The sequence below is a fragment of the Streptacidiphilus sp. MAP12-33 genome (assembly GCF_041261265.1).
Lineage (GTDB): Bacteria > Actinomycetota > Actinomycetes > Streptomycetales > Streptomycetaceae > Streptacidiphilus.
Window position 1 is genome coordinate 18445 of record NZ_JBGCCA010000031.1, and the last position, 18686, is coordinate 37130.

An 18686-nucleotide genomic window follows, 5' to 3' on the forward strand; every position below is an offset into this window, starting at 1 on the left:
AGTCGGGCGGCCGGCCAAACGCCCCGCTCGCCTCCGGTCCCAACTGTGAACGGAGAAAGCTCCGATGAACCGCCGTCTCCTACCCCGCGTGGATGCGGTGCTGGTGCAGGCCGTGATCGCCGCCGCGCTGTCCTTCGCCCACCTCCACGACGTGGCGATGGCCGCCGGGCAGACCGGCTGGAAGGCATGGGCCTACCCCATCTCGGTGGATCTGCTCTTGGTCGCTGCCTGGCGCCGACTGCGGCAGAACCGCTCCGCCCGACTGGCCTGGGCCTGGTTCACCATCGCCCTCGCTGCATCCCTCGGTGCCAACGTCGCCACCGCCGGATTCCTCGACATGCACCACGCCCCGGCCTGGCTGCGGATGCTCGTCGCCGGCTGGCCCGCCGCCGCGTTCCTCGGCGGCACCCTCCTCGCCCACGATCGCGCCCCGCACACCGAACCCCCGACCCCGCCCGTCGTCCCGGCACCGGCGCCCGTTCTCGACGTCGAGCGCGAAGACCCCCCGGTCTACCTCGACGAACCGGCCCCGGAACTGCCCGAGCCCGAGCCGGCACCGGCGCTCCCGCCGGCTCCAGCGATGACCGTCCCGGCCGCGCTGCTCAACCACGCCCGCTCGATCGCTGCCGACCACCAGACCCGGACCGGTGCCCCGATCGACCCGGACGCGCTGCGCACCCGGCTCGGTGTCCCGCCCCAGCTCGCTACCGCGATCCTCGCCCAGCTCGAAGGAGTCCCGGCATGACCATCCAGCTCCCCCTGGTCGTCGTCCTCGGCCTGATCGTCTGGCTGCTCGTCAAGGTCATGCGCCTGCGGCTGTGGATCGTCGCCGTGGTCCTGCTCTTCGGCTTCTACCTCGCTCACACCATGTTTGCCCCGGTGATCAACGACACCACCAAGACCGGCGTCGACGTCGTCAACCAGCACCGCTGACCTGGAAGGAAACGATCCGCCATGGGAATCCGCCCGACCTTCGCCCCCGGCTCGAACCAGCCCTACGTCATCACGCAAACCCCGCCCCCGGCCCCGCTCCCGGTACCGGTCCAGCAGCCGACGGCTCCGGCCCCGGCCAACTACCAGCAGCAGCCGGCCACGTACTACGCCCCGCCCGCCCCGGTCATCGTCCGAGCGGCCCGACCCTCGGTCGCCCCGTACGTCGCCGGCGGCATCGGCGCCGTCGTCGCCGTGATCGTCGCCGGTGCCATCGCGATCGGCATCCTCCTCGCCCTCGCCGTCGCCTCGGTCGCCGTCAAGGGCCTGGTCAACAGCCTCAAGGAGCACGGCCCCACCCGCGACTAGCTACACCTCGGGGCGACCGATCCCGGCCAAGGAATCACGGTCGCCCCGAGCCCTCCCAGCCCCGATCAACTCACAGGACAGGAGTCCCACCATCATGCCCGCGAACACCAACTCCGTGCGCATCTGCTCCAACTGCGACGGCTTCCCCGTCGCCCACGTCTCCATCGGCTCCCGCCAGCCGGACGGCACGCTGCCCACGCTGCCTGCGGTCTGCCTCCACTGCTCCGGCACCGGCCACGTCCCCGCCACCACGGCCAAGACCCCGGCCCTCACCCCGGCCGGTCGGTGACGTCATGGGCCTCCTCGACTGGCGCGACTCCAAGCACTGGTCCAACACCCCCGACGACTGCGTGATCTGCGACAAGCCCACCAACCTGCGCTCCGACCGCGGGAAGCCCGTCCACAAGGTCTGCGCGGAGGACTGGAACGAGCAGCACGCCCGCCCCGAGGGTGAGCGCTCCTGATGGCGTTGACGCTGAACCCGTTCACGGACCCCACACTCGCCGGTGGGGCCCGTGGCCGGCACTTCGACGACGTGACGGACGACCTCGCGCGCCTGTCCGCCCGCGGTGACCTGCCCCGACTGGTTGAGCAGATCCGCCGCACTGGTGGCTGCGCGAACCCGATCAACCTGTGGGGCTCCAAGACCATCCGCCACCTGCCCACCGGCCTCGCGCTCAGCGAGTACAGCACCGCCGACGAACCGGGCGGACGCCTCAAGGTCGCCTGCGGCAACCGCCGGGCCACCCGGTGCCCCACCTGCTCGGCCACCTACGCCGCAGACACCTACCACCTCATCCGCGCCGGCCTTGTCGGCGACCACACCAAGGACGTCCCCGCCACGGTCCGAGACTGCCCGCGGGTCTTCGCCACCCTCACGGCCCCATCGTTCGGCCCCGTCCACAACCGCCCCGACACCGGACGCTGCCGCTGCGGCCGACAGCACGCCAAGACCGACCCCATGTTGGGCTCGCCGCTCGACCCCGAGCGATACGACTACGCGCACGCGGTCCTGTGGAACAACTGGGCTTCCGAGCTGTGGCGCCGCTTCACCATCTACCTGCGCCGCGAGCTCGCGAAGGCGTCCGGCCTCACCCGCCGCGAGTTCGACGACACGGTCAAGCTCGCCTTCGGAAAGGTCGCCGAGTACCAACGCCGCGGCGCCGTGCACTTCCACGCCGTCATCCGCCTCGACGGCGCCGGCCCGCCCGGAGCCACCCCGCCCGCCTGGGCCACGGTCTCACTGCTCCACCGCGCGATCCGGTCCGCCGCCCGGTCGGTCACAGTTCCGCTCGATGCCGCCGACCCCCACCCCGCCCGAGTCCTGCGCTGGGGCGATCAAATCGACGTCCGCCCCATCCGGGCCTTCGGCGACGGCTCCCAGATCACCGAACAGGCCGTGGCCTCCTACGTCGCCAAGTACGCCACGAAGGCCGCCGAGGTCACCGACAGCGTCGATCGCCGACTCCACTCCCTCGGCGCCCTGGCCGACTACGACTTGCCCGACCACACCCGGCGTCTGATCGAGACCTGCTGGGAACTCAACGACGCCTACCCGGAACGGCTGCTCGCGCACTGGTCCCACATGCTCGGCTTCCGCGGGCACTTCTCGTCCAAGTCCCCCCGCTACTCCACCACCCTCGGCGCCTTACGCCAGGCACGCGCCGACTACCGCGCCCAACAGACCCACGAGGAACTGCGCGAACGGCTCCTCGCCGCCGGCCTGCCCGACCTGGACGACATGGAACACGACGGCGAAACCCTCGTCCTCGCCCACTGGATCTACGCCGGCCAAGGCCACACCCCCGGCGAATCCCTGCTCGCCGCCACCATCGCCGAACAGATCGAACACAACCGCACCGCCGCCAGAGAGGAGCGCCAATCGCTGCTCCCGAGCCGAGAGGAGGGACAGGCATGGACCGCCTGCTGACAGTGCGTGAGGTGGCCGAACGACTCGGCACCTGGGAAACGAGCAAGGAGCGCTTTCCCCGCCGGCTGATCGAGGAACGCCGCATCGAGTTCGTCCACGTGGGCCGCCACGTCCGGATCAAGGAAAGCGTCCTGGCTGCCTACGTCGAGGCCAACACCGTGCGCCCCGTGGTTCGTCGGCGTCGGTTCGGGGCGGTGGCTGCCTGATGGCCAACAGCAAAGGCGCACGCCGCCGGTTCGGCTCGGTCCGGCAGCTCCCGTCTGGCCGGTGGCAGATCCGCTACCCCGATCCCCTCACGGGGCTCCTGCGGACTGGTGAGCAGACCTACGCGACCAAGACCGATGCTGAGATCGCGCTGACACTGATCGAGGCCGACATCACTCGGAATCAGTGGGTTGACCCGGACTCCGGAAAGACCAACTTCGCCGTCTTCGCGGACGCCTGGTTCCGGGACCGCAAGCTGGAGGAGAGGACGCGGGAGAGGTACGAGGGTGTCATCCGTCTGCACATCCGGCCGCAGCTCGGTGGGTTGACGCTCTCCGAGATCACTCCCGCACGTGTGCGCTCCTGGCGGACGGTGCTCCTTGCTGAGGGCGTTGGTGAGCCGACCGTGGTCAAGGCATATCAGCTTCTTCGCGCCATCATGAACACCGCTGTGGATGACGAGTTGATCCAGCGCAATCCGTGTCGGATCAAGGGGGCTGACCGCTACGACGTGCCCGAGCGTCCGACCCTGACGATCCAGGAGGTGTACGCGGTGGCGGGGGCGATCCAACCGCAGTGGCGCGCGCTGATCCTGCTGGCGGCCTTCACCACGCTGCGCTTCGGGGAGTTCGCCGCGCTCCGCCGGCGGGATGTGGATCTGGAAGCGCGCGTCTTGTGGGTCCGACGCAATCAGGCTGAGCTGAGCAGCGGAAAGCTGATCGAGAAGGCACCCAAGAGTCGCGCCGGCTTCCGCCCGGTCGCGTTCCCCGTCGACATCGTCCCGGACCTTGAGCACCACCTCACGATGCACGCGAGCAAGAAGGACGACGGGCCATTCTTCGTCGGTCCGCGGGGTGGCCGGCTGCGGCGGAGCAACTTCGGAGACGACTGGGCTGATGCCTGTAAGGCCGCCAAGGTCACCGTGGACGCTCACTTCCACGATCTCCGCCACACCGGGAACACCCTAGCGTCGCAGAACGGGGCGAGCACCCGAGAGCTCATGATCCGCATGGGTCACAGCACCCCGCGCGCGGCGTTGATCTACCAGCACATGACCAGTGACCGCGATCGTGTGATCGCCGACCGGATGGGCGAAGCGGTCCGCAAGGCGCTCGGCAAGGAGGACCCTCCGGAGCCTTCTGGCACGCCAGTGGCACGGCCCGAGTAGCGGCCTCCACCGGTCGAACACCGACGAAGGGCCAGTCCGAGAGGCTTACCGCCTCCGAGCTGGCCCTTCTCACGTTCTCGCGATCTCTCGCGGATGGAGCCCCCTGTCGGGTTCGAACCGACGACCCCCGCTTTACAAGAGCGGTGCTCTGGCCAGCTGAGCTAAGGAGGCGCGGTTGGCAGTGTACCGGGCGGGCGGAGTGGATGGCGGGTGCATTTTGTGCCGAGGGAGGGCTGACAAGCACACCATCGGACAGGTAACGTCACCCGGAGTTCACTTCGCTGGTGGACTAGACCTCATCGTGGACCGTGCCGCTCCGGCGGGTTGGTACGGGGTGCGGGAGGGCGACAGAAGCGACAAGTTCATACGGACACACCCCCCTTTACATCGGATCGTCCGGCACGTTCCTGCCGGTGAAGGAGAGCAGAAGCACTATGCCTACGGTGACTTTCGACAAGGCCACCCGTCTGTACCCGGGCGGCGAGAAGCCCGCGGTCGACGCGCTGGAGCTGGAGATCGCGGACGGGGAGTTCCTCGTCCTGGTCGGTCCCTCCGGTTGTGGCAAGTCCACCAGCCTGCGCATGCTGGCCGGCCTGGAGGACGTGAACGGCGGCGCCATCCGCATCGGTGACCGTGACGTCACCCACCTCCCGCCCAAGGACCGGAACATCGCCATGGTGTTCCAGAACTACGCGCTCTACCCCCACATGACCGTCGCCGAGAACATGGGCTTCGCCCTGAAGATCGCCGGCGTCAACAAGGCCGAGATCCGCACCAAGGTCGAAGAGGCCGCGAAGATCCTCGACCTGACCGAGTACCTGGACCGCAAGCCGAAGGCGCTCTCCGGTGGTCAGCGTCAGCGTGTCGCCATGGGCCGCGCGATCGTGCGTGAGCCGCAGGTCTTCCTCATGGACGAGCCGCTGTCCAACCTGGACGCCAAGCTCCGGGTGCAGACGCGTACCCAGATCGCGTCGCTCCAGCGCCGCCTGGGCATCACGACCGTCTACGTCACCCACGACCAGGTCGAGGCCATGACCATGGGCGACCGGGTGGCCGTGCTCAAGGACGGTCTGCTCCAGCAGGTCGACAGCCCGCGCAACATGTACGACCGCCCCGCGAACCTGTTCGTGGCCGGCTTCATCGGCTCGCCGGCGATGAACCTCATCGAGGTTCCGCTGGTCGACGGTGGTGTGCAGTTCGGTGGCACCGTGGTGCCGGTCTCGCGCGAGGCCGTGGCCGAGGCATCCGCGAACGGCGACACCACGCTGACCGTGGGCGTCCGCCCCGAGCACCTGGACCTGGCGGGCGCGGCCGACGGCGACGCCGGTCTGGCCGTGACCGTGAACGTCGTCGAGGAGCTCGGCGCCGACGGTTACGTCTACGGCACCGCGAAGGTCGGCGGCGAGGACAAGGACCTGGTCGTCCGCGTCGGCGGCCGTGCCGTGCCGGCCCGCGGCGAGGTGCTGCACGTGGTGCCGCGCCAGGGCGAGCTGCACCTGTTCTCCACCAAGACCGGTGCCCGTCTGACCGACTGACCGAGCGACGGACCGACCGGACCGACCGGACCAGGACAACCGGTTCGCGTCATCGGCAAAAAGCGCGGAAGCCGCCCGGGTTCGCCCGGGCGGCTTCCGGCTTTTCGGGAGAATTCCGACACCAGACTCACTCGTTGGAGTGACGCAATGTCGCCGAATCATCACGCCTCGCTAGCATCGCCGCTGTGAAGCAGCTAGCTCGCCGCATCGGCCGATCTCTCGCCTTCGTACTGCCGCTCGTCCTCGTGACGACCGGCACCCTCGCCGTCGCCAAGGTCTCCTGGGCACCGCCGGCCACCGCCGACGTCCAGTCGCTGACGGCCGCGGCCGACGCGCAGGCCCCGGCGCAGCCCGCCCCCGTCGCCCCCGACGCCGCCCTCCGGGCGCGCCTGCTCCGGGAGTTGACGGTCAAGAGCCCCGCCGTCGCGCTGAACGACCTGGAGCGCACCATGGACCGTGAACCGTCGCTGCGCCAGTACTGCTCCTCGCTGGCGCGCGAGCTCGGCCAGGCCGCCGTCCGGAAGTACCACGGCGACGTGCACAAGGCGCTCTCCTACGCCCGCCCCGTGTGCGACGCGTCCTTCGCGGCGGGTTCCCTCAGCCCGGCGAATTGATGCACTGGTTCAGGTGACCATCGGGTGACGTCGGGCCTCGCTCACACTTCTGCCCACTAGGGTGAGGCCATGACCGCAGAGCACCTCATCCCCTCCGCCGGGGGGTCGCCGCTGGCCAAGCCGACGGTGACGCAGGCCGTGATCCTGGCCGGCGGCCAGGGCTCCCGTCTCCGCCCGTACACCGACGACCGTCCCAAGCCGATGATCGAGATCCCCGGCACCGGCGTTCCGATCATCGGCCACCAGCTCCAGTGGCTGGCCGAGGAGGGCGTCACCGACGTCGTCGTCTCCTGCGGTTACCTCGCCGACGTGCTTCAGGACTACCTGAAGACCGCCGACCTGGGGCTGAACGTCAGCACCGTGGTCGAGACCGAGCCGCTGGGCCGCGGCGGCGGCCTGAAGTTCGCAGCCTCCTCGCTGCCGCGCCAGAACGAGCCCTGGTACGCCACCAACGGCGACATCTGGACCCGTTTCTCGCTGCGCGACATGTCCGGCTTCCACGCGGCCCGTGACGCCCACGCGACGCTCGCCCTGGCCCGTCCGCGCCTGCCCTGGGGCACGGTGGACGTCGACCAGTTCGGCAACATCCTGGACTTCATCGAGTCCCCGCCGTCGCCGTACCTCATCAACGCCGGCGTGTACGTCTTCTCGGCCCAGTTCGCCTCCATGCTGCCGGACCTGGGCGACCACGAGCGCTCCACGTTCCCGCGTCTGGCCCGCGAGCGTCGCCTCTCCGGCTACGAGCTGCCGCAGGGCGTCTACTGGCGCGCGATCGACACCGCCAAGGACCTCAGCGAGGCCGCCAAGGAGCTCGCCGCCGTCCGCGCTGCCGCCGAGGCCTGAGCCCGACCCAAGTGGTGACCCCGTGGCCTGGCCCAAGTGGTCTGAACCCCATGGTTTGAACCCTGTGGCCTGACGCGGAGGGCTGACCCCGTGGCCTGACCCGTGCTGACCCGCGGCCTGAGCAACCGGCCGTGAACCCGAGACAGAAAGAAGGACCCCCGGCCCAGGGCCGGGGGTCTTTCTCGTCGTGCGGCCGGCGGCTCAGCCACCACCGCCCAGCAGGCCGCCGATCACGCCGCTGCCACTCGACGGGGTCGGCGCGGGCGCCGGGTTGTGGGAGCGGGTCGGCGGAGCGCCGGCACCGCCGGTGCCACCGGCCGTGCTGCCGGTGCCCGTGGCGCCGCTGTGGCCCGTCGTGGTGCCGCGGTGGTGCTTCGCGGACGCCGAGGGCGAGGGCTTGGCAGCCGCCGGGGAGGTGGCGCCGGACTTCGGCGTCACGCCCACCGGGACCGGCACCTCGCCGGTCGGCCAGGCACCGACCGGCAGGACCTGCGTCGGCGCCTCGGACGGCTGCTGCTGCTCGGCCGGGACCGTCGTGGTCTGCGTGACGTGCGAGGCCCGCACCGCCGCGCCGAGCGCGGAGCCGAGCAGCAGCGTCACCCCCACCACGACGGTGGTCAACACGACGCCCCGCCGCATCACCCGGCGCCGCAGCTGCGCGACGCGCGCCTGCTCGCCGAGCCGATGCCAGGCCTCCAGGTGCAGCCAGCCGTCCAGCGAGAACATCGGCGCGCCGGCCAACAGCAGCGGGCTCCAGGCGGCCAGGTAGATGATCTCCGGGGTGTCGTAGACCGGGACCGTCCGCCAACTCACCGTCACCAGCAGCGCGAAGGAGAGCGTCATCGCCACGGCGGCGGTGAAGCGCTGCCACAGACCCAGCACCGCCAGCACGCCGACGTTGATCTGGACGAAGGCCACCGCCAGCCCCGCGCCCACCGGGTGGGCCAGCGCCAGCTGCATCAGCGGCTGCGCGACGCTCCACGGGTGCAGCGCCTGCATCCAGTGCACCATCGAGCCGCGTGCGCCGCCGTCGAAGAAGACGGGGTCGCACAGCTTGCTGAAGCCGGCGTAGATGGAGAACAGGCCGAGGAAGACGCGCAGCGGCAGCAGGACCAGGCCGAGGTCGACGCGCTTGTTCGACTGCCAGGTCTCGTGCTGGGACGCGCCGGTGCTCTCGCCCGTGTCCGGGAGCGGAGGCCTGCGCGCGGCCGGCTCGAAGACCTGGACGTCGGTCAGGTCGTCGCCGTAGCCGTCGAGGTCGGCGAGGCTGAGCGGCTGGGTCGTCTCCAGCTCCTGGGTGCGCGGCCCCGGGGACTGCGGCGGCACGCCGAGGATGCCCGGCTGCACGCCCGGCGTGACGCCGGGGACCACCAGGTCCAGCTGCCCCGTCCAGGTGATCGGCGTCACCCGTCCGCGGCGGCGCGGCATCGCCGCGACCCCGCGGACGCCCGCGGCGGCGCCGACGGCGCCCGCGCCGACGAGCATGGACTCACGTCTGCCCACGTCGACGCCGACCAGGCCCGCGTCGACCAGCGAGCCCGCGGGCGGGGTGAAGCGGACTCGGAAGCTCGCGGTGGTGGTGTTGAGCCGCGAGGGGTCCGACGGCACCTTGACCATGTTGAGCATGGGCTCGCCGCCGTCTATCCCACCGGCGTTCGCCGCCGTGGGACGAGGACGGGTACGTGTTCTGGTGTCCACATCCCACTAACCGGCCGAGGGGCCGGAAGGACACTCCCGGTTGACAGCCGACCGGGCGAGCCGTAATACGAACCACTCGGTCGGGTTCGGGCCGGGGGAACGTCGCGAACGTCAGGGGCGCGGGGCTCTGCTTGATCAACTGCGTGCGCGACAAGCCACCGACGTGCGGATGGTCCCCGCTGAACAGGGCCATCCGCACAGGGTGGTTGCTCGCGCCCGTAGTTGATCGAGCAGAACAGGTGGTTGCTCGCGCCCGCAGTTGATCAAGCAGGGCCCCGCGCCCCCGGACGGTGCAACCGGAGGTGGTGCCTACTTCTTCGGCTTCGCGCGCAGGCGGGCGGCCTCGTAGAGGACGATGCCGGCGGCCACGCCCGCGTTGAGGGACTCGGCCTGGCCCGGCATCGGGATACGGACCGTCAGGTCGCAGGTCTCGGCGACCAGGCGGGACATGCCCTTGCCCTCCGAGCCCATGACGACCACGACGGGGCCCGTCAGCGCGTCGAGGTCGACGAGGTCGTGCTCGCCGTCCGCGGCCATGCCGACGACGAAGAGGCCGGCCTTCTTGTAGGCCTCCAGCGCACGCGTCAGGTTGCTGGCCCGGGCGACCGGGACCCGCGCCGCCGCGCCGGAGGAGGTCTTCCACGCGCCGGCCGTCATGCCGGCCGAGCGGCGCTCGGGGACGACGACGCCGTGGCCGTCGAACGCCGCGACGGAGCGGACGACCGCGCCGAGGTTGCGGGAGTCGGTGATGCCGTCGAGCGCGACGATCAGCGGGGCGTCACGGTTGACGCCGGCCGCCGCCACGAGGTCGTCCGGGTGGGCGTACTCGTACGGCGGGACCTGGAGGATCAGGCCCTGGTGGTTGTGGCCCTCGGCGAGGTTGTCCAGTTGCTGGCGCGGGGCCTCCATCAGCGGGACGCCGCGCTCGGTGGCCAGCGACAGCGCGTCGCGGACGCGGTCGTCGTTGTCGATGAACTGCTGGACGTACAGCGCGGACGCGGGAACGTCACCCTGCAGCGCCTCCAGCACGGAGTTGCGGCCGTAGACCAGCTCCGCGCCGGACTTGCCGGTGCGGCCGTGGACGCCGCCGCGGCGCGCGCCGCGCGCCTTGTTGTCGGCGGCACGCTTGGCGGCGGCATTCGCGGCGCGCTGCTTCGGGTGGCCCTTGCGCGCCTCACCGGGCGGCGTCGGGCCCTTGCCCTCGAGCGCCCGACGGCTGTGGCCACCCGTGCCGACCGACGCGCCCTTCTTCGATCCGGGGTTGCGGCGGTTCCTGCGCTGGCTGTTGCCGGCCATGGGTGCTGTCCTGCTTCCTGCTGACACTGCTACTACGGGCTTAAGAAAAGGTCACTTGTTGAGGGTCCAGCGCGAGCCGTCCGCGCGGTCCTCGATGTTGAGCCCGGCCTGGACCAGGCGGTCACGGATGGCGTCGGAGGTGGCCCAGTCCTTGCGCTCGCGGGCAGCCTGACGCTGCTCCAGGACGAGCCGGACCAGCGAGTCCACCACGCCGTGGAGGTCCTCGCCCGAGCCCGGGCCGGCCCAGAACGGGTCGAGCGGGTCCATGCCCAGCACACCGAGCATCGCACGGACCTCCGACATACGCGCGACCGCGCTCTCCTTGTCGTCGGCGGCGAGTGCGGCGTTGCCCTGCCGGACGGCGGTGTGGACGATCGCCATGGCGCCGGGGACGCCGAAGTCCTCGTCCATCGACTCGGCAAAGGCGGGCGGCACGTCGGCGGCGGGCTCGACCGCGCCGTGCAGCTCGACCACCCGCTGAAGGAAGGACTCGATGCGGTTGAAGCCGGTCTCGGCCTCGCGCAGCGCGTCCTCGCTGTACTCGATGGTGGAGCGGTAGTGCGGCGTGCCGAGGTAGTAGCGCAGCACGACGGGCCGCCAGTTCACGACCATCTCGGAGACCAGCACCGAGTTGCCGAGCGACTTGCTCATCTTCTCGCCGCTGAGGGTCACCCAGGCGTTGTGCAGCCAGTAGGTGGCGAAGTCGTCGCCGAAGGCCTTGGACTGGGCGATCTCGTTCTCGTGGTGCGGGAAGATCAGGTCCCGCCCGCCGCCGTGGATGTCGAAGCCGCGGCCCAGGTACTTGTGCGCCATGGCGGAGCACTCCAGGTGCCAGCCGGGGCGCCCGCGGCCCCACGGGGTGGGCCAGCTGGGCTCGCCGGGCTTGGCGGCCTTCCACATGGCGAAGTCGCGCGGGTCGCGCTTGCCCGTCTCGCCCTCGCTCTCGGGCTGGCGCAGGTTGTCCAACTCCTGGTGCGACAGCGCGAGGTAGTCGGCGTAGGAGGTGACGGAGAAGTAGACGTTGCCCTCGGGCGTCGCGTAGGCGTGACCGCGCTCGATGAGCGCCTGCATCATCTCGATCATCTCGGTGATGTGCCCGGTCGCGCGCGGCTCGCCGGTCGGCGGGAGGCAGCCGAGCGCGGTGTAGCCGTCGTTGAAGGCGCGCTCGTTGGCGTAGGCGATCTGCCACCAGGGCAGGCCGAACTCACGCGACTTGGCGATGATCTTGTCATCGATGTCGGTGACGTTCCGGACGAAGGTGACGTCGTAGCCGCGGTGGGCGAACCACCGGCGGATGATGTCGAAGTTCAGGCCGGAGCGGATGTGACCGATGTGCGGCGCGGCCTGGACGGTCGCTCCGCACAGGTAGATCGACACGCAGCCCGGCGTGCTCGGGACGAAGTCGCGGACCTGGCCGGAGGCGGTGTCGTGCAGGCGAATGCTCACCCCACCAGGGTAGTGGGCGGCGGGCACTGCACTACGCCCATCGGGGGACGGGCCACACTGCTTTATCGCCGTTGTTGCACTGCCGTCAGCTTTGCGGGTGACGGCAGTGCGACGGAGAGGACCGGGACCGGGTCGGCGACTCAGTAGCGACGACTCGGACGACTCAGTGGAGACGTCAGTAGACGAGCGCGGTCGCGACGGCGGTCAGGCCCTCCGCGCGGCCGGGGAAGCCGAGGCCGTCCGTGGTCGCCCCGGAGACGGAGACGGGCGCTCCGACCGTGGCCGAGAGCAGTTCCTGCGCCTCCGCCCGCCGCATGCCGATCTTCGGGAACGGTCCGACGACCTGCACGGCGACGTTGCCGATCTCGAATCCGGCCTCGCGGACGATGCGGGCCGCCTCGGCCAGCAGCTTCACGCCGGGGGCGCCGGCCCACTCGGGGCGGTCGGTGCCGAAGTGGGCGCCGAGGTCGCCGAGGCCGGCGGCGGAGAAGAGGGCGTTGCAGGCTGCGTGGGCGACGACGTCGGCGTCGGAGTGGCCGTCCAGGCCGACCTCGTAGCCGTCCCACCGCAGTCCGGCGACCCAGAGCTCACGGCCGGCGGCGAAGGCGTGGGTGTCGGTGCCGATGCCGGTGCGCGGCAGCCGGTACCCGGGGGCACCGGCTGCCGCGGTGGCGGGCTCAGTACTCATCGCGGGACCTCCGGCGGGCCAGGACGGCCTCGGCGAGGACCAGGTCGAGCGGGCGGGTGACCTTGAAGGCCTCCTCGTGACCGGGCACGACCACGACGCGGCCGCCGAAGCGCTCGACGAGCCCGGCGTCGTCGGTCGCGTCGACACCCTCCTCGACGGCCTTGGCGTGGACGCGGTCGAGCACGTCACGGCGGAAGCCCTGCGGCGTCTGCACGGCGCGCAGGGTGGCGCGGTCGGGGGTGCCGACGACGGGCTCGGGCAGGCCGGCGGCGCGGGCCGGGGTGACCTGCTTGACGGTGTCGGCGAGCGGGACGGCCGGCACGACGGCCTCGGCGCCGTCGGCGACGGCGCGCGCGACGGCGTCGACCACGTCGACGGGGACGAGCGGGCGTGCGGCATCGTGCACGAGGACGACGTCGATGTCGGCCGGGAGCGCGGCGAGGCCGGCCCGGACCGACTCCTGGCGGGTCTCGCCGCCGGGCACCACGACGAGAGCGGCGCTCTCGCGTTCGCCGATCGCGTCCGCGAGCAGTGCTCTCACTTCGGCGACGCCGTCCTTGGGCGCCACCACCACGACCGTGCCGACGGCGCGCGAACGCGCCAGCACCCGGACCGCGTGGACGAGGATGGGCACCCCGCCGAGCTCGCGCAGCGCCTTCGGGGCACCGGGCCCCAGTCGCTCACCGCGTCCCGCTGCGGGCACCACTGCTGCGGCGTTCAGGTTTGGTCCCTTCGGGGATGTGGGTACGGTCAAGGCGTGCCGGGCTCAGCGCCCTTCCGTGAAGCGCACCTTGACGCTTGCGCCCGGCAGCGGACCACCACACGGTGGACCACCAGGCACCGCACCATGTTCGGCGTACGCCTCAGCGCCCGGCGATGCAACCGCCAGGCGCTGGGACGAACGAGAAGAACCGCATGGGCACACGTCTGCGCGCGGGCAGGGCGCGCAACCGTGTGTCTGCGTACTACGAGGCGAGCACCTCGTCGAGCAGCGTCTCCGCCTTGTCCTCGTTGGTGTTCTCCGCGAGCGCGAGCTCGCTCACCAGGATCTGGCGCGCCTTGGCGAGCATCCGCTTCTCACCAGCGGACAGCCCGCGCTCGCGCTCGCGACGCCAAAGGTCGCGCACAACCTCGGCGACCTTGATAACGTCACCCGAGGCGAGCTTCTCCAGGTTCGCCTTGTAGCGGCGGGACCAGTTGGTCGGCTCTTCGGTGTACGGTGCTCGCAGCACCTCGAAGACCCGGTCCAGACCGTCCTGGCCGACCACGTCGCGCACGCCGACGAACTCGGCGTTCTCTGCAGGAACGCGCAGCGTCAGGTCGCCCTGCTGCACCTTGAGCACCAGATAGGTCTTGTCCACACCTTTGATCTGGCGAATTTCGATGGCCTCGATCAGCGCGGCCCCGTGATGGGGGTAGACCACGGTGTCGCCAACCTTGAACGTCATGTGACAGGTACCCCTTCCGTGGCTTTCCAGAGTAACACGCTCCGGGCCGTATCAGAAGGGCGTTTCCGCAGGTCAGAGCTGGTTCGCAGGCTTGACAACGGCCCCGGTTCCGTGCTGCGACCCCTGTTCGAGAACCCCTTCTCGCAGGTCGGAGCGGTTGTCCACGAACCTGCGCGAAGGCCGTCACCCTGCAATGATCTTGCGTTCAGGGCGTTATCCAACCGTGATCTGATCTTCGTCCAGGCGGGTCCACCGACCTGTTCGGACCGGCTCGTGGGTGCGACACGGGCTACCCCGTGTGGAGCGGATAAAGGCCCTCGGTAATCTGAACGCGGACCAGAACCTTCAAACCGTTCAACAAGGAGCACCCTCCCCGTGAGCCGCAGTCTTCGTCGCGGCGCGGTCGCCGCCGTCATCGCCGTCGCGATCGCCCCCGTCCTCGCCGCCTGCTCTGCGGGGTCCAGCGCGGCGACCCTTCAGGTCAAGCCGAACGCAGCCGCCACCGCCATCAGCAATGGCCAGCTCAAGCTGAACGGCGTGGCCGTCGTCACCGACGCCCAGGGCAACGCGCCGGCCAGCGTCATCGCGAGCATCGCCAACAACGAGACGCAGGCCGAGAACCTCGTCTCGGTCACCGTCGGCACCACCGCCGCCACCCTGACGGGCACCACGGCCATCCCGAGCGGCTCCGCACTGAGCCTGGGCACCCCGGGCGCCAACGCCACGCTGGCGACCGTGCCGACCCTGGACCAGCCCGCGGGCGCCAACATCCCGGTGACCTTCGTCTTCGCCAACGGCGGCTCGGTCACGCTGAACGCCCAGATCCAGACCGGCACCGGCGAGTACGCCCCGTACGCCCCGGCCACGCCGACGCCGACCCTGACCGCGGTGCTGCCCTCGGCCAGCGGCACCGGCCTGCCGGCCGCGTCCGGCTCGGCCGCCGCGCACGAGACCAAGAAGGCCGGCGAGCCCAAGAAGACCTCGCCGTCGCCCAGCTCCACGCACTGACGCGTCACCTCGCACGTCACATCACAAGAGGCCGGGGCGGCACCGAATGTTCGGTGCCGCCCCGGCCTCTTTCGAGTGAACCTCGTCCTGCTCGGGCCGATCAGGGCTCGAACTTGTAGCCCAGGCCGCGCACGGTGACCAGGTAGCGCGGGGCGCCCGGGTCCGGCTCGATCTTCGCGCGCAGGCGCTTGACGTGGACGTCGAGGGTCTTGGTGTCGCCGACGTAGTCGGCGCCCCAGACCCGGTCGATCAGCTGCATACGGGTGAGCACCCGGCCCGCGTTGCGCAGCAGCATCTCCAGCAGGTCGAACTCCTTGAGCGGCAGGTCGACCTTGGCGCCGTCGACGGTCACCACGTGACGGTCCACGTCCATGCGGACCGGGCCGGCCTCCAGCGCGCCGGGGCCACCACTGGTCTCCTCGGTCTCGCCGCGGCGGCGCAGCACCGCGCGGATCCGGGCGACGAGCTCACGGGTCGAGTAGGGCTTGGTGACGTAGTCGTCCGCCCCTATCTCCAGCCCGACGACCTTGTCGATCTCACTGTCCTTGGCGGTGACCATGATCACCGGTACGGAGGACTTGGCACGCAACTGGCGGCAGACCTCGGTACCCGGCAGGCCGGGCAGCATCAGGTCGAGCAGCACCAGGTCCGCGCCGTTGCGCTCGAACTGGTCCAGCGCGTCGGGGCCGGTGGCGGCGATGGCCACCTCGAAGCCCTCCTTGCGCAGCATGTAGGAGAGGGCGTCGCTGAAGGACTCCTCGTCCTCGACGACAAGCACACGGGTCACGGCATGGCCTCCGGGGCGGCAGGGGTGGTGGTGGGAGCAGGGGGGTGGGCGTCGGGGCCGGCGGGCAGGTCGCCGGCTCCGTCGTGGTCGGCGGGGTCGTCGAGGACGGCTGGGCCGTCGAAGTCGGGGTGGCCGACGGCGTTGAGTCCGGTGGCGTTCTCGGTGCCCTTCACGGTGGGCAGGCGCAGGGTGAACGTCGAGCCCTGGCCCTCGACACTCCACACTGCCACGCTGCCGCCGTGGGACGCGGCGACGTGCTTGACGATGGAAAGGCCGAGGCCGGTGCCCCCGGTGGCGCGGGAGCGGGCCGGGTCGACCCGGTAGAAGCGCTCGAAGATCCGGTCGCGGTCCTTCTCGGAGATGCCCACACCCTGGTCGGTGACGGATATCTCCACCAGGTCCTGCTTGCCGCCGGGGAGCTTGCGGGCCGCGATGGCCACCCGGGTACGGGCGGGGCTGTAGTTGACGGCGTTCTCCACGAGGTTGCCCAGCGCCGCGGCGAGCTGGCCGCGGTTGCCGTAGAGCTGGAGGCCCGCGATGCCACCGGCGGCCATGGTGATCTGCTTGGCCGCGGCCTGGTGGCGGCAGCGGTCCATCGCCTCGGCGACCAGCTCGTCGATCGGCACCATCTCGGCGTCGACCAGACGGACGTCGTCCTGGACCCGGGAGAGCTCGATGATCTCCTGCACCAGGTTGGTCAGCCGGGCGGACTCGATCAGCATGCGGCCGGCGAAGCGGCGCACCGCCTCGGGGTCGTCGCTGGCGTCCTGGACCGCCTCGGAGAGCAGCGAGAGGGCGCCGACGGGCGTCTTCAGCTCGTGCGAGACGTTGGCGACGAAGTCGCGGCGCACCGCCTCGATCCGCCGGGCCTCGGTCAGGTCCTCGACCAGCACCAGCACCAGCCGGGACCCCAGCGGCGCGACGCGGACGGAGACCGCGAGCAGCTCACCCCCGCCGCTCGCGCGTCTGGGGATGTCGAGGTCGGCCTGCCGTATCTCGCCGTCACGCCGGGTGAGCCGGCCCATGGCGAGGATCGCGTCGACGGCGATCGCCCCTCCCCGCACCAGCCCGAGGGCGTAGGCGGCGGAGCTCGCCTTGATCACCTGATCGCTCTCGTCCAGCACGACGGCGCAGGAGCGCAACACCGACAGCACGGTGTCCACACCCGGCGGCAGAGCCGGTTCCTCCTGCTGGTCGGTGCGCTTGGAGGGCAGGTGCTCCTTCTCGCTCCAGCGGAAGGCGAGCGCGGCGGTAAGGCCGACTCCGAGCCCGACGAGCGCGCTGACGGAGGCGGCGGCCACGTTCACATCCATGCCAATCAGCGTAAGCGCACGTCGGTGACCTGCCGTAACCCTCGGACAATGCGCTCAGCCGCCGGATGCCGAGAATTCACCTTCACGTCTCCGGTGGTTCACTCCTGCTGAGGACGTGGGTCGTCCGGGCGGCGCACAGTAGTCTGCGAACACCCGTCCAGGAGGGATGAGAGCTAAGCATGCGCGACGCGTACCACGAGGAACTCGACTCGATCAGCGACGGCCTGGTGGAGTTGGCCCGCCTGGCCGGCTCCGCGATGGGCCGGGCGACCACGGCGCTGCTCGACGCCGACCTGGAGCTGGCGGAGTCCGTGATCGCCGCGGACGAGAAGCTGGACCAGCTGCACCATGACCTGGAGAACCGCGCCATCGCGCTGCTGGCCCGCCAGCAGCCGGTCGCGACCGACCTGCGCATCGTGGTCACCTCCCTGCGCATGAGCGCGGACCTGGAGCGCAGCGGCGACCTGGCCCGCCACGTGGCCAAGCTGGCCCGGCTGCGCTACCCGGAGTCCGCGGTCCCGCAGGACCTGCACCCGATCATCCTGGAGATGGGCCAGCTCGCCCAGCGCCTGATCGCCAAGGCCGGTCAGGTGATCGCGACCAAGGACGTCGACGAGGCGCTGGAGCTGGAGCGCGACGACGACCGGATGGACGAGCTGCACAAGCTGCTCTTCGCCCACCTGCTCGACGACCGCTGGCACCACGGTGTGGAGACGGCGGTCGACGTCACGCTCTGCGGCCGCTACTACGAGCGCTTCGCCGACCACGCGGTCTCGGTGGCCAAGCGCGTGGTCTTCCTGGTCACCGGCGAGCACGCGGACGACTTCGTCCCCGAGGCCGGCCCCGGCCAGGAGTAACCCTTGCGTGGGGGCGCTCAAACGGGCGTACGGGTGAGCCCGTACGCCCGTTGACGCTGCGTACACGGGCCATTTCACTGGGGGACAGACGGGCCCGCCGATCGCACGGGCCCGGCAGCCACGAGGAGGACCTGTCTCCATGGCCCGTATCACGCAAAGCCTGACTCCGACTCCCCCGTCCCCGACCCCACCGGCGTCGAACGCACCCACCCGGCTCCCCTTGCTGGGCGCCTGCGGCTGCGGCTCGGGCTGCGGCTGCGGCTGCCAGTCCGGCGGCACCTGCCAGTGCGGTGGGGGCTGCTGCTCGCACTGAGCAACCAAGGCACCAAGCGCCGAGGAACCAAGCGCTGAGGAACCGAGCGCCGAGGAACCGAGCACGAGGCGGCGACGCGGCGCGTCACCGGGAAGCCGTGGGGTCCGCTCGCCCCACGGCTTCGCCAGGCGGCGCCGACCTGCCGGCTACCAGCCCTGCTCCAAGGTGGGCCTGCGCTCCGCGCCCTTCAGCATGTCGACGGACCTGGCGTGCTCGTCCCCGACCCGGTCCCGTACCTG

General features: G+C 70.8%; 21 protein-coding genes and 1 tRNA gene. 13 read left to right on the top strand and 9 right to left on the bottom strand.

The genetic code is table 11. The features are described 5' to 3' along the window. The first annotated feature begins 64 nt into the window (after positions 1 to 64). From ABH931_RS27300 to ABH931_RS27335, 8 genes are all read left to right on the top strand, one after another. Positions 65 to 745, top strand: coding sequence for a DUF2637 domain-containing protein (locus tag ABH931_RS27300; RefSeq protein ID WP_370118593.1), 681 nt, complete (start codon positions 65 to 67; stop codon positions 743 to 745). Then, the gene (locus ABH931_RS27305; RefSeq protein ID WP_370118596.1) at positions 742 to 933 is read left to right on the top strand and encodes a hypothetical protein; all 192 of its coding nucleotides are present in this window, start codon (positions 742 to 744) and stop codon (positions 931 to 933) included. The genes ABH931_RS27300 and ABH931_RS27305 overlap by 4 nt, the downstream gene beginning before the upstream one ends. A 21-nt stretch (positions 934 to 954) precedes the next feature. Further along, a complete protein-coding gene (locus ABH931_RS27310; RefSeq protein ID WP_370118599.1) occupies positions 955 to 1299 on the top strand; it encodes a hypothetical protein in 345 nt (114 codons plus the stop codon). Between the two features lie 94 nt (positions 1300 to 1393). Then, positions 1394 to 1588, top strand: coding sequence for a hypothetical protein (locus ABH931_RS27315; protein WP_370118601.1), 195 nt, complete (start codon positions 1394 to 1396; stop codon positions 1586 to 1588). A gap of 4 nt (positions 1589 to 1592) precedes the next feature. Continuing rightward, on the top strand, positions 1593 to 1763 hold the full coding sequence (locus ABH931_RS27320; protein ID WP_370118604.1) for a hypothetical protein: 171 nt from the start codon (positions 1593 to 1595) through the stop codon (positions 1761 to 1763). Beyond that, positions 1763 to 3229 carry a replication initiator gene (locus tag ABH931_RS27325; RefSeq protein WP_370118607.1) on the top strand — a complete coding sequence of 489 codons (1467 nt, stop codon included), beginning with the start codon at positions 1763 to 1765 and terminating at the stop codon, positions 3227 to 3229. Before ABH931_RS27320 ends, ABH931_RS27325 begins: the two co-directional genes overlap by 1 nt. Further along, positions 3214 to 3435 (top strand): excisionase family DNA-binding protein, encoded by a 222-nt coding sequence (locus ABH931_RS27330; RefSeq protein WP_370118610.1) that lies wholly within the window; start codon positions 3214 to 3216, stop codon positions 3433 to 3435. The genes ABH931_RS27325 and ABH931_RS27330 overlap by 16 nt, the downstream gene beginning before the upstream one ends. After that, complete coding sequence (locus ABH931_RS27335) at positions 3435 to 4601, top strand: tyrosine-type recombinase/integrase (protein WP_370118613.1); 1167 nt, start codon at positions 3435 to 3437, stop codon at positions 4599 to 4601. Before ABH931_RS27330 ends, ABH931_RS27335 begins: the two co-directional genes overlap by 1 nt. Positions 4602 to 4695: 94 nt before the next feature. Here the strand turns inward: ABH931_RS27335 and ABH931_RS27340 are convergent. Further along, a tRNA-Thr gene (locus tag ABH931_RS27340) sits at positions 4696 to 4772 on the bottom strand. Between the two features lie 263 nt (positions 4773 to 5035). On the opposite strand from ABH931_RS27340, the gene ABH931_RS27345 reads away from it, so the two are divergent. From ABH931_RS27345 to ABH931_RS27355, 3 genes are all read left to right on the top strand, one after another. After that, a complete protein-coding gene (locus tag ABH931_RS27345; RefSeq protein WP_370118616.1) occupies positions 5036 to 6136 on the top strand; it encodes an ABC transporter ATP-binding protein in 1101 nt (366 codons plus the stop codon). A 185-nt stretch (positions 6137 to 6321) separates the two neighbouring features. Beyond that, positions 6322 to 6750, top strand: a complete 429-nt coding sequence (locus tag ABH931_RS27350) for a hypothetical protein (RefSeq protein ID WP_370118619.1) — start codon at positions 6322 to 6324, stop codon at positions 6748 to 6750. A gap of 69 nt (positions 6751 to 6819) precedes the next feature. After that, a complete protein-coding gene (locus tag ABH931_RS27355; RefSeq protein ID WP_370118622.1) occupies positions 6820 to 7593 on the top strand; it encodes an NDP-sugar synthase in 774 nt (257 codons plus the stop codon). Between the two features lie 201 nt (positions 7594 to 7794). Here ABH931_RS27355 and ABH931_RS27360 read toward each other — a convergent pair whose 3' ends face one another. The 6 genes from ABH931_RS27360 to ABH931_RS27385 all read right to left on the bottom strand — a co-directional run bounded on the left by ABH931_RS27360 (position 7795) and on the right by ABH931_RS27385 (position 14169). After that, positions 7795 to 9219, bottom strand: a complete 1425-nt coding sequence (locus tag ABH931_RS27360; RefSeq protein ID WP_370118625.1) for a DoxX family protein — start codon at positions 9217 to 9219, stop codon at positions 7795 to 7797. Between the two features lie 381 nt (positions 9220 to 9600). Then, the gene (gene rlmB / locus ABH931_RS27365) at positions 9601 to 10587 is read right to left on the bottom strand and encodes a 23S rRNA (guanosine(2251)-2'-O)-methyltransferase RlmB (protein ID WP_370118627.1); all 987 of its coding nucleotides are present in this window, start codon (positions 10585 to 10587) and stop codon (positions 9601 to 9603) included. Positions 10588 to 10638: 51 nt separating this feature from the next. Beyond that, a complete protein-coding gene (cysS, locus tag ABH931_RS27370; protein ID WP_370118630.1) occupies positions 10639 to 12033 on the bottom strand; it encodes a cysteine--tRNA ligase in 1395 nt (464 codons plus the stop codon). A 175-nt stretch (positions 12034 to 12208) separates the two neighbouring features. Further along, positions 12209 to 12721 (bottom strand): 2-C-methyl-D-erythritol 2,4-cyclodiphosphate synthase, encoded by a 513-nt coding sequence (gene ispF, locus ABH931_RS27375; RefSeq protein ID WP_370118633.1) that lies wholly within the window; start codon positions 12719 to 12721, stop codon positions 12209 to 12211. Then, positions 12711 to 13475, bottom strand: coding sequence for a 2-C-methyl-D-erythritol 4-phosphate cytidylyltransferase (gene ispD, locus ABH931_RS27380; protein WP_370118636.1), 765 nt, complete (start codon positions 13473 to 13475; stop codon positions 12711 to 12713). Before ispD ends, ispF begins: the two co-directional genes overlap by 11 nt. 211 nt (positions 13476 to 13686) lie before the next feature. Then, positions 13687 to 14169, bottom strand: coding sequence for a CarD family transcriptional regulator (locus ABH931_RS27385; protein WP_030255707.1), 483 nt, complete (start codon positions 14167 to 14169; stop codon positions 13687 to 13689). Positions 14170 to 14544: 375 nt separating this feature from the next. On the opposite strand from ABH931_RS27385, the gene ABH931_RS27390 reads away from it, so the two are divergent. After that, complete coding sequence (locus tag ABH931_RS27390; RefSeq protein WP_370118639.1) at positions 14545 to 15177, top strand: hypothetical protein; 633 nt, start codon at positions 14545 to 14547, stop codon at positions 15175 to 15177. A 100-nt stretch (positions 15178 to 15277) separates the two neighbouring features. On the opposite strand, the gene ABH931_RS27395 is transcribed toward ABH931_RS27390, so the two are convergent. Then, on the bottom strand, positions 15278 to 15964 hold the full coding sequence (locus ABH931_RS27395) for a response regulator (protein WP_370118642.1): 687 nt from the start codon (positions 15962 to 15964) through the stop codon (positions 15278 to 15280). Then, positions 15961 to 17277 (bottom strand): sensor histidine kinase, encoded by a 1317-nt coding sequence (locus tag ABH931_RS27400; protein ID WP_370118645.1) that lies wholly within the window; start codon positions 17275 to 17277, stop codon positions 15961 to 15963. Before ABH931_RS27400 ends, ABH931_RS27395 begins: the two co-directional genes overlap by 4 nt. Before the next feature lie 179 nt (positions 17278 to 17456). On the opposite strand from ABH931_RS27400, the gene phoU reads away from it, so the two are divergent. Further along, positions 17457 to 18134, top strand: a complete 678-nt coding sequence (gene phoU, locus ABH931_RS27405) for a phosphate signaling complex protein PhoU (protein ID WP_370118648.1) — start codon at positions 17457 to 17459, stop codon at positions 18132 to 18134. Positions 18135 to 18686: the final 552 nt, after the last annotated feature.